Source organism: Streptomyces sp. NPDC005494 (assembly GCF_042872025.1).
Lineage (GTDB): Bacteria > Actinomycetota > Actinomycetes > Streptomycetales > Streptomycetaceae > Streptomyces.
This window is the reverse complement of sequence record NZ_JBIAJR010000003.1, coordinates 366,455-381,253: the sequence shown is the minus strand read 5'-3', so window position 1 is coordinate 381,253 and position 14,799 is coordinate 366,455. Positions and strand designations below refer to the sequence as shown.

11 protein-coding genes are annotated in these 14,799 nt (G+C 72.1%); 6 read left to right on the top strand and 5 right to left on the bottom strand.

Going from position 1 to position 14,799, the window contains the following annotated elements; all coding sequences use genetic code 11:
- Nucleotides 1-254: 254 nt before the first annotated feature.
- From ACFYQ6_RS11670 to ACFYQ6_RS11655, 4 genes are all read right to left on the bottom strand, one after another.
- The gene (locus tag ACFYQ6_RS11670; protein ID WP_388762677.1) at nt 255-2,531 is read right to left on the bottom strand and encodes an ABC transporter substrate-binding protein; all 2,277 of its coding nucleotides are present in this window, start codon (nt 2,529-2,531) and stop codon (nt 255-257) included.
- Nucleotides 2,532-2,777: 246 nt separating this feature from the next.
- Entirely contained in the window at nt 2,778-3,329 is a 552-nt protein-coding gene (locus ACFYQ6_RS11665; RefSeq protein ID WP_361580061.1) for an isochorismatase family protein, read from the bottom strand.
- Between the two features lie 106 nt (nt 3,330-3,435).
- Nucleotides 3,436-4,857 carry an MFS transporter gene (locus tag ACFYQ6_RS11660; RefSeq protein WP_388762674.1) on the bottom strand — a complete coding sequence of 474 codons (1,422 nt, stop codon included), beginning with the start codon at nt 4,855-4,857 and terminating at the stop codon, nt 3,436-3,438.
- Complete coding sequence (locus ACFYQ6_RS11655; protein WP_388762671.1) at nt 4,854-5,333, bottom strand: MarR family winged helix-turn-helix transcriptional regulator; 480 nt, start codon at nt 5,331-5,333, stop codon at nt 4,854-4,856. Before ACFYQ6_RS11655 ends, ACFYQ6_RS11660 begins: the two co-directional genes overlap by 4 nt.
- A 219-nt stretch (nt 5,334-5,552) precedes the next feature.
- Here ACFYQ6_RS11655 and ACFYQ6_RS11650 point away from each other — a divergent pair, with 219 nt between their 5' ends.
- Nucleotides 5,553-6,608 carry a LacI family DNA-binding transcriptional regulator gene (locus ACFYQ6_RS11650; protein WP_388762668.1) on the top strand — a complete coding sequence of 352 codons (1,056 nt, stop codon included), beginning with the start codon at nt 5,553-5,555 and terminating at the stop codon, nt 6,606-6,608.
- A gap of 207 nt (nt 6,609-6,815) precedes the next feature.
- Here ACFYQ6_RS11650 and ACFYQ6_RS11645 read toward each other — a convergent pair whose 3' ends face one another.
- Nucleotides 6,816-7,790 (bottom strand): acetylxylan esterase, encoded by a 975-nt coding sequence (locus tag ACFYQ6_RS11645; protein ID WP_388762665.1) that lies wholly within the window; start codon nt 7,788-7,790, stop codon nt 6,816-6,818.
- A 242-nt stretch (nt 7,791-8,032) separates the two neighbouring features.
- On the opposite strand from ACFYQ6_RS11645, the gene ACFYQ6_RS11640 reads away from it, so the two are divergent.
- From ACFYQ6_RS11640 to ACFYQ6_RS11620, 5 genes are all read left to right on the top strand, one after another.
- Nucleotides 8,033-9,277, top strand: a complete 1,245-nt coding sequence (locus ACFYQ6_RS11640) for a sugar ABC transporter substrate-binding protein (RefSeq protein ID WP_388762662.1) — start codon at nt 8,033-8,035, stop codon at nt 9,275-9,277.
- Between the two features lie 5 nt (nt 9,278-9,282).
- Nucleotides 9,283-10,260: a carbohydrate ABC transporter permease gene (locus tag ACFYQ6_RS11635; protein WP_388762659.1), complete on the top strand. Its 978-nt coding sequence runs from the start codon at nt 9,283-9,285 to the stop codon at nt 10,258-10,260.
- The gene (locus ACFYQ6_RS11630; RefSeq protein WP_388762656.1) at nt 10,257-11,132 is read left to right on the top strand and encodes a carbohydrate ABC transporter permease; all 876 of its coding nucleotides are present in this window, start codon (nt 10,257-10,259) and stop codon (nt 11,130-11,132) included. The genes ACFYQ6_RS11635 and ACFYQ6_RS11630 overlap by 4 nt, the downstream gene beginning before the upstream one ends.
- Nucleotides 11,133-11,211: 79 nt before the next feature.
- Nucleotides 11,212-12,414 (top strand): glycoside hydrolase family 1 protein, encoded by a 1,203-nt coding sequence (locus ACFYQ6_RS11625; protein ID WP_388762653.1) that lies wholly within the window; start codon nt 11,212-11,214, stop codon nt 12,412-12,414.
- 227 nt (nt 12,415-12,641) lie between these two features.
- Nucleotides 12,642-14,771, top strand: coding sequence for a TPM domain-containing protein (locus ACFYQ6_RS11620; RefSeq protein WP_388762650.1), 2,130 nt, complete (start codon nt 12,642-12,644; stop codon nt 14,769-14,771).
- Nucleotides 14,772-14,799: the final 28 nt, after the last annotated feature.

Sequence of the window (14,799 nt, the reverse complement as noted above, 5' to 3'; positions counted from 1 at the left end):
GCCACGGCTAGTCCAATGGTACGGGCCCGTCGAGTCCGGGGCTTCCCGGGCCGATCGCCGGAGCCGGGGTTCGGCCATAATTCAGCCGATATTCAGGTGGTATCACGTCATCGTCCGGCCGGTGGGCGGACGGACGGCAAGGGGTGTGAAAGAGGGGGCGGCCCGGGTCGGGGCGGACACCACCTTGCCCGCCGGAGGTTCCGGCGGGCAAGGGAGTTGAGCTGTATCTGAGCTTCGAATACGGCTTTGACCTGCTACTTCTTACGATTCGCGGGGGAACCTGCCGCTTGTCGCGCGGTGAATCCGATGTCCTCGTACCGGGGCGCGGCGAAGCCGAAGGCGCCGATGTTCACGAGCTTCTTGTCGACGGCGACGAGCTGTGGCCTCTGATACAGCGGAATCGATCCTGCGGCGGCCCAGATCCGGGCGTCCGCCTGCTTCAGCAGTTCCCTGGACGCGTTGGCGTCGAGTTCGGACACCGCCCGGTCGAACAGCTGGTCGATGTGGTCCGAACCGACCCGGGTGTAGTTCTGCTCGACGAGCAGCGAGCCGTCGGTGGCGGGTTCCGGCTTGGCGAAGATCGGACGGCCGTCGGTCGCCGGGTAGGCGGTGGCGGGCCAGGAGTACAGCGCCATGTCGTAGTCGCCCGAGGCGATGTGGTCCTTGAAGTAGCTCTCGTCGGAGACCTTGGTGATCTGGGTGCCGATGCCGATGGTGTCCAGCATCTCGACGATCTTCTCGCCGACCCTGCGCAGCGACTGCGATCCGGGGCCCGAGGGGAGGACGAAGCGCAGGGTCAGCGGCTTGCCCGCCTTGCCCACCCGGTTCTTGACCGAGCCGGGGGCGGGGGCGGCGGTGCCCGCGGGGGCGTAGGCGCCGGCGGCGCCGCCGGGGGTCCTGTCCTGCGCCGCGATCTCGGCGTCCCCGGCGGCCGCACGGTCGCCGGGCTTGTCGTCGCCGACGATGTACGACCCTTCCTCCCGCGAGGCCGCGTCGTCCTTGCCGGCCTTGTCCGCCGCTTCGTCCTTGCCGGCCTTCCCCTCGGCCTTCTCGTCCTTCTCGGCCTTGCCCGCCTTCTCCTCGGTCTCCTCGGCCTTCTTTCCGTCCCCGGCCTTCTCCTTCTCGGCCTGGCTGCCCGCCTTGGTGTCCTCGGTCCTGCGGACGGCTCCGCCCGGGGTCCAGCCCGCGTCGGCCAGCAGCGCCCGCGCCTCCTTGGTGTCCTGCTCGCCGAGCGCCCCGCTGCTGTCCTTGTACGCGGGCTGACCGGCCAGGGCCAGGTGGCTCCCGGGCGGCTCGGCCGAGAGACCGAGCGGCTTCAGCACGCTGTCGGCCAGCTCCTGGCGGTCCAGGGTGCGGGCGATGGCGCGCCGCACCCGGTCGTCCGAGAGGGGCCCGGACTCCCCGTTCAGCGCGAGCTGCGTGTAGGCGGGCTCCAGCGACTTGCGCACGTCGAATCCGCGCAGCGCCTTCTGCTCGGCGGCGTACACGGCGACGGCCTCCTGGTTCTTCTTACGGGCGGCCCGCGCCGTCTCGGCGGCCTCCTCGTCCGATCCGTGGGCCAGCGCCCAGGACCGCAGGGCCGCGGCCGGGGTGATGCCGGCTCCGGGGCCGTGGGCGGGCGCCCCGGCGTTCCCGGCGCGTTCGCGGGCGGCCAGGGCGATGCGGTTCGCCGTCGCCGGCTCGATGTCGGCGACGTCCACCGTGCCGTCGGTGAGTGCGGCGGCCCGGTCACCGGCCTTCACGGCGCGGAAGACCAGGGACTCGAGCTTGGCCTCGTTCCCCCACCAGCGCGGGTTCCGGTCGAGGACGACGGTCCCCTTCTTCTTGTCCACCCCACGCAGCCGGAAGGGCCCGGCGGTGTTCTTGAGGGTGGTCCGGGCGCCGTCGTTGAAGGTGCCGGGTGAACCGGTCACCTCCTTGGGGTAGAGCGGCGAGAACAGCGAGCGCCAGTCCGCGTACGGCTTCGAGAAGGTGACCCGGACCTGGAGGTCGTCCTTGCCGCGTTCGATCTTCTCGATCCGCTCGTACCCCGCGTTGCGCGCGGTCCAGAACGCGGAGTCCTTGCCGCTCAGCGCCCGCCACTGGGCGACGAAGTCGGGGGCGCCGATCTCACGGCCGTCGCTCCACACCGCCTGCTGGTTGAGCTTGTAGAGGACGACCTGCTTGGGCTCCTGCTCGATGACCTTCGCGGATTCCAGGTAGTCGGGGTTGCGCTTGGGCTCACCCTTGGCGTCCATGGGGAACAGCGAGGGCAGCAGGGCGCCGGTGATACGCGCGGTCGCGCCGTCGGCGTCGGCCTGGAAGGCGTTGAGGGTCGCGGGCACCGCGTCGATCGCCCAGGTGAGGGTGGAGCCCTCGGCGACCCGGTCCCGGGCGGCCGGGGCGATGTCTTGGGGGACGGCCACCGGAGTGGGGCCCTCGCTGTCCGAGGTGCAGCCCGCCAGAACCGGGATCGTGAGCACACCTGTCGCCAGGAGCGCGACCGAGCGGCGCTTTCGGGCCGTCCCGCGCGGGACGCCGACGTGGGCCATGGCTGATACCTCCGGGGCCGGCCCGGCCCACCCTGTACCGGAATGGACCGGATAAATGCGTTCTGGTGGCATTTGCAGTTGATCAGACTGATTCGCTGATCCACTGAACGCACTTTCACGCGCGGGCGGGGGCAGACACGGCCGCTGGGACCGCGGATCTCACCCGTGCGGCCCCGGTTTCGAGACCCGGAGCCCGGGGCCGGAGCCCGGGGCCGGAGCCCGGGCCCCGGGTCCGAACCCGTCGGGTCAGCCCAGCAGCTCGGTGATCGCGTCGGTGGTGCCGGTCTCGCCGAGCCTCGGGAAGATCTTCTCGACGCTGTTGCGGTGGGCGTCGGCGTCCATGTCGGTGACGGCGTCCGTCGCGACGGTGACGTGGTAGCCGTGCTCGTGGGCGGCGCGTGCGGTGGACTCGACGCCGATGCTGGTGGCGATTCCGCAGAGCACGACCTGGGTGATGCCCCGGCGGCGAAGTTCCAGGTCGAGCGCGGTGCCGTGGAAGGCGCCCCACTGCTGCTTGGTGACGAGGACGTCCTCGTCACGCGGGCCGAGCTCGGGCACGATGTCGGCCCAGTCCGGGGCGGGCTCGCGGGCCGGTGCACCGCTCTCCGTGCGGCCGGGGGCTCCGCCGGTCACGCGGACCAGGAAGACCGGAAGACCCTTGGCCCGGAAGGCCTCCGCCAGGGTGGCCGAACGGGCGACGACCTCTTCGGCCGGGTGCGCTGTGGGAAGGGCGACGATGCCCTTCTGGAGGTCGACGACGACGAGCGCGGTACGGGGGTCGAGGACGGTGGCGGTCATGTGCGTACTCCTAGGCGTGGTGCTGTTCGGTGCGTGCGCGCGGGGCAGCCGGGCGGGCCCGGTCAGGTGCGTGCGCGCAGGGCGCGGTCGGTGAGGGTGAGCACGGTCAGGTGCGTGCGCGCAGGGCGCGGTCGGTGAGGGTGAGCACGGTCAGCAGGACGCCCAGGACGACGGCGACCGCCGCCATGAGGTGCAGCCCCGCGTCGCTCGCCGCGTCGGCGTAGGCGAGGGCGATCAGGCTGGACGCGGTGATCGCGCCGATGTACTGGGCGGTGCGCTGGAGCCCGGCCGCGGCCCCGATGTTCTCCGGTGGGGCGTAGGCCTGGACGGCCGCCTGGTTGCTCGTGCCCACGAGCCCCTGGGGGGCACCGAAGCACGCTCCGGCGATCAGCAGGACGCCGAGCGGGGTGTCGCCGGAGAGGAGCAGCAGGATTCCCGCACCGGCGGTGAGCAGGACGCAGGCCAGGGTCAGCGGGCCACGCAGCCCCTTGGTGCGGGCACCGAGCAGCGAGCAGGCGAGCGCGGTGACGGACATCGGCAGCATCAGCAGCCCGGCATGGCCCGAGGAGAAGCCCCGGGCCTCCTCCAGCCACTGCGTGAAGCCGTACATCATGCAGTAGATCAGCAGGTAGCTGAGCCCGTGGCGTGCGTACGTCCGCAGCAGCGCCCCGTTGCCCGCGAGCATCCGGATGTCTATGAACGGCTGCGGGGCGCGCAGCTGCCACCGGGTGAGTACGGCGGTCAGCGCGACGAAGGGGGCGAGCAGCCACCACCGGGGGTGGGCCAGGTCCAGCAGGAAGAAGACCAGGACCGTCAGCGCGGCGGCGAACAGGCCGATCCCGAGCGGGTCCAGCGAGACCTTCGCCCCGCTCCCGTCGGCGGCCCGCTCGCGCGGCGGGTCGGCCGGGACCCAGAGCAGCGCGGCACCGAGGGCGAGCAGCGCGACCGGCACGTTGACGGCGAAGATGCCGCGCCAGCCGACGACGGTCACGAGCAGTCCGCCGAGCGCGGGCCCGACGGCCGCGCTGCCCAGGGCGGCGAACGAGAGCCGGGCAAGCACGGGGCGCGGGGTGGGGCGGCCGAGCCGCCGCGACTCGTCACGCAGGACGGCCATGGCCGCCGGGTAGGCGGCGGAGGTGCCGATGCCCAGCAGCAGCCGGGAGACGATCAGCGCGCCGAAGCCGGGTGCGAGGGCGCCGACCAGGCCCGACGCGACCACGACGACGAGGCCGGCCAGGAAGACCCGGCGCGGACCGAGGGTGTCCGCGAGTTTGCCGAGGACGGGCTGGGCGACGGCACTGGCGAGATAGAGGACGGAGATGAGCCACGCGGTGTCGGCCGCCCCGATGCCGAAGGAGTGCCCGATGGACACCAGGGCGGTGGAGATCATCGTGGTGTTGAGCGGGTTGAGCAGGGAGCCCATCAGCAGGGGCGCGGTGAGCCGGGCGCCGAAGCCCGGGGCGTCGGAGGGGGCCGGGGCCGCCGGTGGCCCCGCCCGCCGCACCGCCGGCGCGCCCGGCCGGCTCACTCGTCGACCAGACGGGCGATGAGCTCGGTGGCCTCGGCGAGCGCGCGGCGCTCCGCGCCGTCCAGCTCCCCCGCGATCGCCTCGGCCAGCCAGCTCCGCTTGGCCGCTCGCACTCCCGCCAGGGTGGCGCTGCCCTGCTCGGTGACGGACACGACCGACTTGCGGCCGTCCGCCGGGTCGGGAGCCCGGGTGACGAAACCCTGGCTCTCCAGCGCGCCCAGCGTCAGCCTCATCGACTGCGGCCTGACGAGCTCGGCGCGGGCGAGCGCGGCCGTGGTGGCCGGCCCGCCGTCCTGGAGCCTGGCCAGGACCGATCGCTGGGAGGGCGTGAGCAGGCTGTCCGCCGAGGAGCTCCGCAGCCGCCGGAGCAGCCGTCCGACCACGGCGGCGAGATCGGCCGCGACGCGCTCGGCGGTGGGGTCGGCCGCAGGGTCGGCGGTGGGCCGCGCCTGGGCGCCGCCGGAGCTTTCGGACATGTCTCCCACCGTAAAGATGGACAGGACACCTTGCAAGGCAACCTGTCTATTTTTGGGCAAACCCTGGGCGGCCGTACGCGCTCCTCCGCAGGGAGCGCACGGAGGGCTCACTGTTGCCCGCCGCCGGGCACGCGATCTAGGGTGAATGCGCTTTCAGAAGAGGGCCCGCCATCCGCAGCAGCGGGTGTCGCAGGGAAGAAGAAGCGGACGGTCGGTCGAGTGAGTGCCCCCACGGTGTACGACGTCGCCGAGCGGTCGGGCGTGTCGATCGCCACGGTCTCCCGGGTCTACCGCAACCCCGGCTCCGTGCGCGCCCAGACCCGGGAGCGGGTCCTGGAGGCGGCCCGAGAGCTCGGCTACGTACCGAGCGGCAACGCCCGCGGGCTGGCCAGCCGCACCACGGGAGTGCTGGGCCTGTGCTTCCCCGACTACGCCGATCCAGACGCCGAGGCCGACGCGGAGAGCGACAGCGAGGCCGAGGACGCGGCGATGCTGTACTCCGACCAGATCATCCGGGGCATGGAGCGGGCCGCCCGGCGGCACGGCTACGCCCTGCTGATCGCGGCCTCGCTGGAGGGCGGGCCCGAGAGCCTCGTCGCCAAGGTCGCGGGCCGGGTCGACGGCTTCGCCGTACTGGCGCAGACCGTGCCGACCGAGGACCTCGACGTCATATCGCGCCGGCTGCCGGTGGTGATGCTCGCCGGTCCGCGGGAGATCGACCACCTGGACCACCTCGTCGTCGCGAACGCCGCCGGGGAGCGTGAGCTGGCCCGCCACCTGATCGAGGACCACGGGCTGCGCCGGCTCGCCTTCGTCGGGGGCGGCACCGACTCCCCGGACGCCGAGGCCCGCTTCCAGGGCTTCCGGGACGCCTGCCGGGACGCCGGGCTGCCGGTCCCCGACGCACCCGACCTGCGGACCGGGATGATGACGCGGGCCGAGGGGGCGCGGGCGGCCGAGACCTTGCTCGACCGGGGCACCGAACGCCCGGACGCGGTGCTCTTCGCCAACGACCAGATGGCCGTGGGCGCCCTGCGCGCCCTGGAGCGGCGCGGGGTGCGGGTTCCCGAGGACATCGCCGTGACCGGCTTCGACGGAATTCCGCTGAGCCGGATCGTCCGTCCGTCGCTGACGACCGTGCGCCAGCCGATCCGGCAGCTGGGCGAACAGGCCGTGGAGTTGCTGGTGCAACGCCTGGCGGACCCGAGCCGTGACCCGGTCTCGCTGGAGCTGCCGGTCTCCCTGGCCCGCCGCTCCAGCTGCGGCTGCGGCTAGGCGCGCCGGTCGAGCTGCGGCTGCGCCCGGTCGGACGAGGGGCGGCTGCGGCTAAGCCTGCCGGACGAGAGGCGGCTGCGGCCCGGTCAGCCGGTCCGGCTGCGGCCCGGCCCTCCGGACGCGAGGTCCGGAGGGGCCCGTCGGCGGGAGGCGCCCCTCAGAAGTGCTCCCGAAGCCCCCCTCGGAGGTGCTCCCCGAAGACGCCCCTCAGAGGTGCTCACCGAAGAAGCGGGCGCGCCGCGCGGTCAGTCCGGCCGTCTCCGCCACGATCCCCCTGTACGCGAAGTGACCCGCCCGCAGCACGAGCAGTTCCCGGAGGCCGGGCAGCGCGTTGTGGACGGCGAACTGACCGGGCGGCGGGACCGCGGGGTCGAACAGGGCCGCCGCGACCAGCGTCGGCAGCTTCAGCCGCGCCGCGGCCGTCGCCGCGTCGAAGTACCGCAGCACCTCCGTGACCGCGGGGTGCCGCCGGTGGTGGTCGCGCACCGACTCCCCGCTGCCGGCGCAGGGCAGGGTGAGCCGCAGCGGGTGGTTGCCGAAGGTGGGGACGGTGAGCTGCGCAGCGCCGAACCGGTCGTCCCAGGGCAGCGCGAGCGCCCCGAGCCCGCCGCCGAAGCTCTCCCCGAGATAGCCGAGCCGCGCGGGGCCGGCGAGCTGCGGCAGCAGTTCCTGGAGCGCCGATGCCGCGCACCACAGGTCCGCCACGCAGTCCCCGATGACGTAGGTGTCGCGCGATCCGATGCCGTGCAGGACGTGCTCCGCGGCCTCGGCCGGGATCCCGGGCACCAGGCCCCGGCCGCCCATGCCCCGTACGCAGGGCAGGATCGCGGCCGACCGGGGCAACGGCAGCGGCACGTCGGACCCGGCCTGCTGCCGTCCGCCGTATCCGTGGCCGATGACGAAGCCGCGTTCCGCCGGACCGTCCGACGGCAGCGCGACCCAGCCTCCGAGGCGCACACCCCCGACGGAGGTGAAGGTCACCCCGTGCAGCGCGACCCCGTCGCGCTCCTCCTCCACCGGCCCGAGTTCGGGGGCGGTGACGACGGCGCGGGCCTCGCGGTGACGGGCCGTCCAGAACGCCTCGAAGTCACCGGGAGCGGGCGGGGCCTCGATGCGCAGCAGTTCGTCGAGCGTCCGCCCGTAGGCCGGGTCGAAGGGGAAGTCATGGGCGAACGAAGTCATGAGCAGGACAGTAACGGGCTGCTTGCGGGCCAGGAATCCTGCCAATCAAGCGGAATCGGTCACATCCACTTCAAATTCGCAAACAGTGCGCATACGGTGCCCACGAACAGCCCTCCCGGTGTCCGGCACGTTGCACGAGTGTGACCCAGCACCCTCTTGCGGTTTTCCGAATGACTGCAGCAGAGTGATGTATGCGCTTACAGGCAGCGCATACATCCGGATTGCTCGAGGAGGAGCCCTCCATGTCCCGCACCGCCAGAACCACCTCCGCGGCCATCACCGTCGCGCTCGCCCTCGGCGTCTCCGCCTGCGGCAGCTCCGGTGGCGCAGACGTCGCCGCGGACGCGAAGCAGACGCTCACCGTGTGGGCCATGGGCGCCGAGGGGGAGAAGCTCGCCGAGGTGGCCGAGGTGTACGAGAAGGCCAACCCCAACATCACCGTCAAGGTGACCCCGGTCGGCTGGGACGTCGCCCATCAGAAGCTCGTCTCCGCCGCCGCGGCCGGCACCATGCCGGACGTGGCGCAGATGGGCGGCAGCTACATGGGAGAGTTCGCCGAGCTCGGTGTCCTGGAGCCGGTCGACACCAAGACCTTCGACAAGGCGGACTTCTTCCCCGCCGGGTGGAACCAGGGCGAGGTGGACGGCACCGCGTACGGCGTGCCCTGGTACGTCGACACCCGGGTCCTCTACTACCGCACCGACCTCGCGAAGGAGGCCGGCGTCGACAAGGCGCCCGCCGACTGGCAGGAGATGCAGTCCCTGGCCGCCGCGTACCAGAAGAAGGCCGGCACCCGGTGGGGCCTGTCCATCCAGCCCAGCGGCCTGGACACGGTGCAGAACTTCTACCCCTTCCTCTACTCCGCCGGCGGCGCGATCCTCGACGACAAGGGCGAGGCGGTCATCGACAGCCCGGAGGCCGTCAAGGCACTGGAGGAGTACGGCACGTACTTCGACAAGGGCCTGTCCGACAAGTCGGTGCAGCCGGGCTACGACGTCGTGAAGGACTTCGGCAACGGCCGGGTCCCCATGTTCTTCGGCGGCCCCTGGCACGTGACCCTGCTGGACGAGGGCCAGCCGCAGATCAAGGGCAAGTGGGCCGTGGCCCCCGTACCCGCGGACAAGTCCTCCGTCTCGATGGCGGGCGGCTCCTCCCTGGTGGTCTCCAAGGACAGCGAGCACAAGGCCGCGGCCACGGAGTTCATCGAGTACCTGACCGGAGCCGACGGCCAGGCCGACTGGTACGAGCGCACCAAGGACCTCCCCGCGAACACCGCGGCCTGGGAGTCCGGCACACTCGCCGGCGACGCGAACCTCCAGGTGTTCAAGAAGCAGATGGACACCGCCAAGTCCTCCCCCTCCACGGCGAAGCTGACGGAGATCACCGACAAGGTCGACCAGGCCATAGCGAAGGTGACGCAGGGCAAGGCTTCCGCCGAGGACGCGCTGAAGACCGCGCAGTCCGAGATCGAAGGCCTCGTGAAGTAGGAGCCATGGGCACCACGACCTCGACGGCCGCACAGCCGGCCAAGGTGAAGGACGGTCCCGGGGCGATCCCGCCCCGGGACGGATCGGGGCGCCGCAAGCGCTCGATGGGCGTACAGAACGCGGCGGGCTGGCTGTTCTCCATGCCCTTCCTCGTCCTGTTCACCGTCTTCATGGCGTTCCCGATCCTCGCCACGCTGCTGATGAGCTTCACCGACTTCGGGCTGCGCAACGTCACGCGCCCCTGGGAAGCGAACTTCATCGGCTTCGAGAACTACACCGAGCTGTTCGGCGACGAGAAGTTCCTCACGTCGCTGTTCAACACGGCGTACTTCGTCGTGGTGGGCGTTCCCCTCACGATCGCCCTCGGACTGGTCGTGGCCGTACTGCTGAACAACGGCATCGACCGGGCTAGGACCTTCTTCCGGGTCGGTTTCTACGCTCCGGTGGTCACGACGATCGTGGCCGTCGCGGTCGTGTGGCGGTTCGTGCTGGACCCGGGCGACGGGCTGATCGCGGGCCTCTTCTCCGAAGTGGGCCTCACCGCCCCGGACTTCCTCGGTTCCGAGGCGCTGGCGATGCCGTCGATGATCGCGATGGCGGTCTGGCGCAACGTCGGTACGGTCATGGTGCTCTTCATCGCGGGCCTGCAGGCCGTCCCCACCGAGGTCCGGGAGGCCGCGAAGCTCGACGGCGCCGGGGTGTGGCAGGAGTTCCGGGCGATCACGGTGCCGCTGCTGAGGCCCACGCTGCTCTACGCCACGGTGATCACCACCATCGGCTACCTCAACGTCTTCGAGGAGCCGTTCGTGATGACGCAGGGCGGCCCCTCCGACTCGACGCTCACCGTCTCGCTGAACATGTACCGCGAGGGCTTCAACTTCTTCCACATGGGCTACGCGAGCGCCATGGCGTACGTCCTCTTCGTGGTGATCATGGGCATCACGGTGCTGCAGCTCCGACTGCTGAAGGACAACACGAAATGACCGCCCCGAACGCGACCGCCGTCCCGCGGACGGCGCCCGGGGCCAGGCCCCGGCACGCGAAGCGCCTCCTGGTCTACGTCCTGCTCTCGCTGGGCCTGCTGGTCATGTCGGCGCCGTTCCTCTGGATGGCCGTCTCGTCGTTCAAGACGACCAGCGAGCTCTCGGCCAGTCCCCCGGTGTGGATCCCCACCGAGTGGACGCTGGAGAACTTCCGGCAGCTGCTGGACAAGCTGGACCTGCCGCTCTACTTCATGAACTCCGTGATCGTGGCGGTGCTGGTCACCGTCTCGAACCTGGTCTTCTGCTCCATGCTCGGGTACGCCCTGGCCAAGCTGAGGTTCGTCGGCCGGAACAAGATCTTCGGTGTGGTCCTCGGTGCCCTGATGGTGCCCGGGAACCTCATGCTGCTGCCGCTGTTCGTGCTGATGAGCAAGCTGAAGCTGATCGACTCGTACGCCGGACTGGTGCTGCCCTTCGCGGCCGGCGCGTTCGGTGTGTTCCTGATGCGGCAGTTCATGCAGTCGATCCCCGACGAGCTGCTGGAAGCGGCCCGGATGGACGGCGCGGGAGAGTGGTACATCTTCTGGCGGATCGTCATGCCGCTGGTGAAGCCCGCTCTCGCGACGCTCTCGATCTTCACCTTCCTCGGTTCCTGGAACAACTTCGTCTGGCCGCTGATCGCGACCAACGACCCGGACAAGTACACGCTGCCGGTCGCGCTGGCCACGTTCGCCACCGACCCCAACAAGGCCGGCGGCTCCAACGGCATGCTGATGGCCGGAGCGTTCCTGGTCGTGCTGCCGGTACTGATCCTCTTCATCGCCCTGCAGCGGCACTTCACCCAGGGCATCGCCACGGCGGGCATGAAGTAGCCCGCCCGCCCACCGACGCACACGAGGCCGCACCCCACCTCGCGGCCGCACCCCTTCACGCACAGAAAGACACTCCGCGATGACGCACGCCCCTGTCCCGTTCCCCGAAGGCTTCCTGTGGGGGGCCTCCACGGCCGCCCACCAGATCGAGGGCAACAACACCGACAGCGACTGGTGGGTCAAGGAGCACTCCACCGGTACCCACATCCAGGAGCCCAGCCTGGACGCCTGCGACAGCTACCACCGCTGGCCCGAGGACATGGACCTGCTGGCGTCCCTCGGCTTCACCGACTACCGCTTCTCCGTCGAGTGGGCGCGCATCGAGCCCCTGGAGGGGCATTTCTCGCGGGCGGAGCTGGCCCACTACCGGCGCATGGTCGAGGGTGCGATCGCCCGCGGGCTGCGCCCGATGGTGACCCTCCACCACTTCACCGTGCCGCAGTGGTTCGAGGCACGCGGCGGCTGGACGGCGGAGGGCGCCGTCGAGCTGTTCGCCCGGTACGTCGCGGCCTGCGCGCCCGTGATCTCCGAGGGCGTGAGCCATGTCTGCACGATCAACGAGCCGAACATGATCGCCGTCATGGCGGGCCAGGCGAAGCGCGGCGACATCGGCTTCCCGCCCGCCGGGCTCCCCACCCCGGACGACGAGACCACCGAGGCGGTCATCGCCGCGCACCACGCCGCCGTGAAGGAGGTGCGGGCGCTCGACGCGGGCATCCAGGTCGGCTGGACCGTCGCCAACCAGGTCTACCAGGCGCGCCCCGGCGCGGAGGACGTCACGGCTGCCTACCGTCACCCGCGCGAGGACGTCTTCATCGAGGCGGCCCGCGGCGACGACTGGATCGGCGTGCAGTCCTACACCCGTACCGAGATCGGCCCCGACGGCCCGATCCCCACGTCGGCCGACGTCGAGCGGACGCTGACCCAGTGGGAGTACTACCCGGCCGCCGTGGGGCACGCCCTGCGCCACACCGCCGAGGTCATCGGCCCGGACATGCCGCTGATCGTCACGGAGAACGGCATCGCCACCGCCGACGACACCCGCCGCGTCGACTACTACGCGGGCGCCCTGAACGAGGTGGCCTGCGCGATCGAGGACGGGCTGAACGTCCAGGGCTACCTGGCGTGGAGCGCCCTGGACAACTACGAGTGGGGCTCGTTCACGCCGACCTTCGGTCTGATCGGCGTGAACTGGGAGACGTTCGAGCGGACCGCGCGGCCCTCGGCGAAGTGGCTGGGATCCCTCGGCCGCTCCCGCGAGCTGCCCCGCACCGCCGGCTGAGACCGGCCCCTCGACCGGGGCCGCCTGACAGGCTCCTCCGGTGCGGGAGCCGTCGCCACCTGACGGGCGACGGCTCCCGCACCGCACCACCACGTCCGGCCGCGGCTCCCCGGCCGCCGCCCACGAGGCCGTCCCCAGCCCCCGCAGGCCGGCCCCCGGCACCGTCGGGCACGCGTCGGGCACGCGTCGGGTCGCGGGCGGCAGGGGGCGGACATAGCCTCCCAAATGTGACGCCGCCTGCGAGCCGTACCGGGATACCCCGGCCTTCGACATCCGGCAGGGTCCTCGTCGCCGTGCTGGCAGCGGTGCTCTGGATCGCCCTGCCGGGCGCCCCGGGCGCCCGGGCGGAGGACCCCGTGGAGCTGTCCCGCGACGGGCAGATCACCGACAAGGTGGACGCGCTCGGCGACCGGGAGCCGGAGGTCGAGGCCGCACTCGACCGGTTGTTCGAAGAGCGCCGGGTCCAGCTGTTCGTGGTGTACGTCCGTGACTTCTCCGGCCGCGACGCCCGGACCTGGGCCGACGAGACCGCGAACCGCAACGGTCTCGGGCAGGAGGACCTGCTGCTGGCCGTGGCCACCCACGACCGGCAGTACGCCTACTCCGTGGACCAGGGGTCGCGGCTCACCGACGCCCAGCTCCAGGACGTGGCGAACACCGCGATCGAGCCGGCGCTCCGGCAGGACGACTGGGCCGGTGCCGCGATCGGCGCCGCCGACGGGTACGCGGCGGTCCTGGCCGGCGACCCGGTGCCCACCCCCGCCATCACCCCGGGTGCCGCGGATCCCGGCGGCGGATCGGGCAGCGGCGCGTCGGCCGGTCTGCTCGTGCCGCTGGCCGTCGTCGTCGTGGTGGCCGCGGTCGCCGTCTTCGCCTTCGTCCGCCGCAGACGGCGTACGGCGACCCGGACGACTCCTGCGGCGGGCGGCTGGGGCAGCGGGGCGGAGCCACAGGTTCCCCTGCCGGAACTGGACGCGCGGGCGAAGGCCGACCTGGTCGACACGGACGACTCCGTGCGCACCAGCGAGGAGGAACTCGGCTTCGCGACCGCCCAGTTCGGCGAGGAGGCCGCTGCTCCGTTCGCCGCGGCCGTGACACACGCCAAGGCCGAACTGACCACGGCCTTCCGGCTGCGGCAGCAGCTGGACGACGCCTTCCCCGAGGACGACGCGACCCGTCGCCGCATGATGGAAGAGATCATCAGCCGCTGCACGGACGCCAACGAGCGCCTGGACGCCGTGTCCGAGGACTTCGACCGGCTGCGCGCCCTCGAACAGAACGCCCCGCAGGCGGTGGGGACGGCGGAGACCACGTTCCGCGAGCTGATCGCCCGGGTCTCCACCACGGAGACGGCTCTCGCCGCGATGCGCGAGCGGTACGCGTCCTCGGCCACCGCCCCCTCGGCCGAGGACATCGAACAGGCCAAGGACCGGCTGGTCTTCACCACCTCCAGCCTCAACCAGGCCCGCCAGGCCGTGGACAGCGGGAACAACGCCGAGGCCGCCGTCTACGTCCGCGCCGCCGAAGGGGCGATCAAGCAGATCTCCACACTGGTGGACGCCGTCGACCGGCGGGCCGGGGAGCTGGCCGAGGCGGCGGAGAAGCTGCCCGGCGCGCTCACCGAGACGGAGACCGACCTCGCCGACGCCAGGGGCCTGCTCGACGGCACCCAGGAAGGCGTGTCCACCGCGGACCTGCGGGGCAGGGTCGCCCGGGCCGACGCCGTGGTCGCCGACGTGAAGGGCGAGACGGCCTCGGGTCCGTACGACCCGATCGACGCGCTGCGCAGGGTGGAGGAGGCGGACGCGGCGCTGGACGAGGCCCTGGCCGGAGCCCGCGAGCAGGAGCACGGCAACCAGCGGGCCCGCTCGCTCCTCGACCAGGCGATGCTGACCGCGCGGGCGGCGATCGGCGCCGCCGCCGACTACATCACCACCAACCGCGGCGCGGTGGGCAGCCAGGCGCGTACCCGGCTCGCGGAGGCCCAGCGGCGCTGGGAGCGGGCCGGGGAACTGTCGGGGTCGAACGATCCGCAGGGCGCCCTGGCCGAGGCCCAGCAGGCGGACGCCCTGGCCGCGCAGGCGCGGAGCCTGGCCGAGCAGGACGTACGGGAGTACAGGAACCAGAGCGGTTTCGGCGGCCCGCGCGGCGGGGGCGGGGCGGGCGGCGCCGTGCTGGGCGGCATCATCCTCGGCGGTCTGCTCGGCGGGGGTGGTCGCCGAGGAGGGCTGGGGGGAGGTCCCGGCGGCGGATTCGGCGGGTCGAGAGGCGGGTTCGGCGGCGGGTTCGGCGGTGGGCCGGGCAGTTTCGGCGGCGGCGGGACCCGGGGCCGACGCGGCGGCGGGGGTCGTTTCTGACGGCTGCCCCCGGCCCTTTCCGGCCATG

Coding starts and splice junctions, on each gene's coding strand:
- ACFYQ6_RS11670 (WP_388762677.1), bottom strand. CDS start 2,531: ATGGCCCACGTCGGCGTCCCGCGCGGGACGGCCCGAAAGCGCCGCTCG.
- ACFYQ6_RS11665 (WP_361580061.1), bottom strand. CDS start 3,329: ATGACCGCCACCGTCCTCGACCCCCGTACCGCGCTCGTCGTCGTCGAC.
- ACFYQ6_RS11655 (WP_388762671.1), bottom strand. CDS start 5,333: ATGTCCGAAAGCTCCGGCGGCGCCCAGGCGCGGCCCACCGCCGACCCT.
- ACFYQ6_RS11645 (WP_388762665.1), bottom strand. CDS start 7,790: ATGACTTCGTTCGCCCATGACTTCCCCTTCGACCCGGCCTACGGGCGG.
- ACFYQ6_RS11640 (WP_388762662.1), top strand. CDS start 8,033: ATGTCCCGCACCGCCAGAACCACCTCCGCGGCCATCACCGTCGCGCTC.
- ACFYQ6_RS11635 (WP_388762659.1), top strand. CDS start 9,283: ATGGGCACCACGACCTCGACGGCCGCACAGCCGGCCAAGGTGAAGGAC.
- ACFYQ6_RS11630 (WP_388762656.1), top strand. CDS start 10,257: ATGACCGCCCCGAACGCGACCGCCGTCCCGCGGACGGCGCCCGGGGCC.
- ACFYQ6_RS11625 (WP_388762653.1), top strand. CDS start 11,212: ATGACGCACGCCCCTGTCCCGTTCCCCGAAGGCTTCCTGTGGGGGGCC.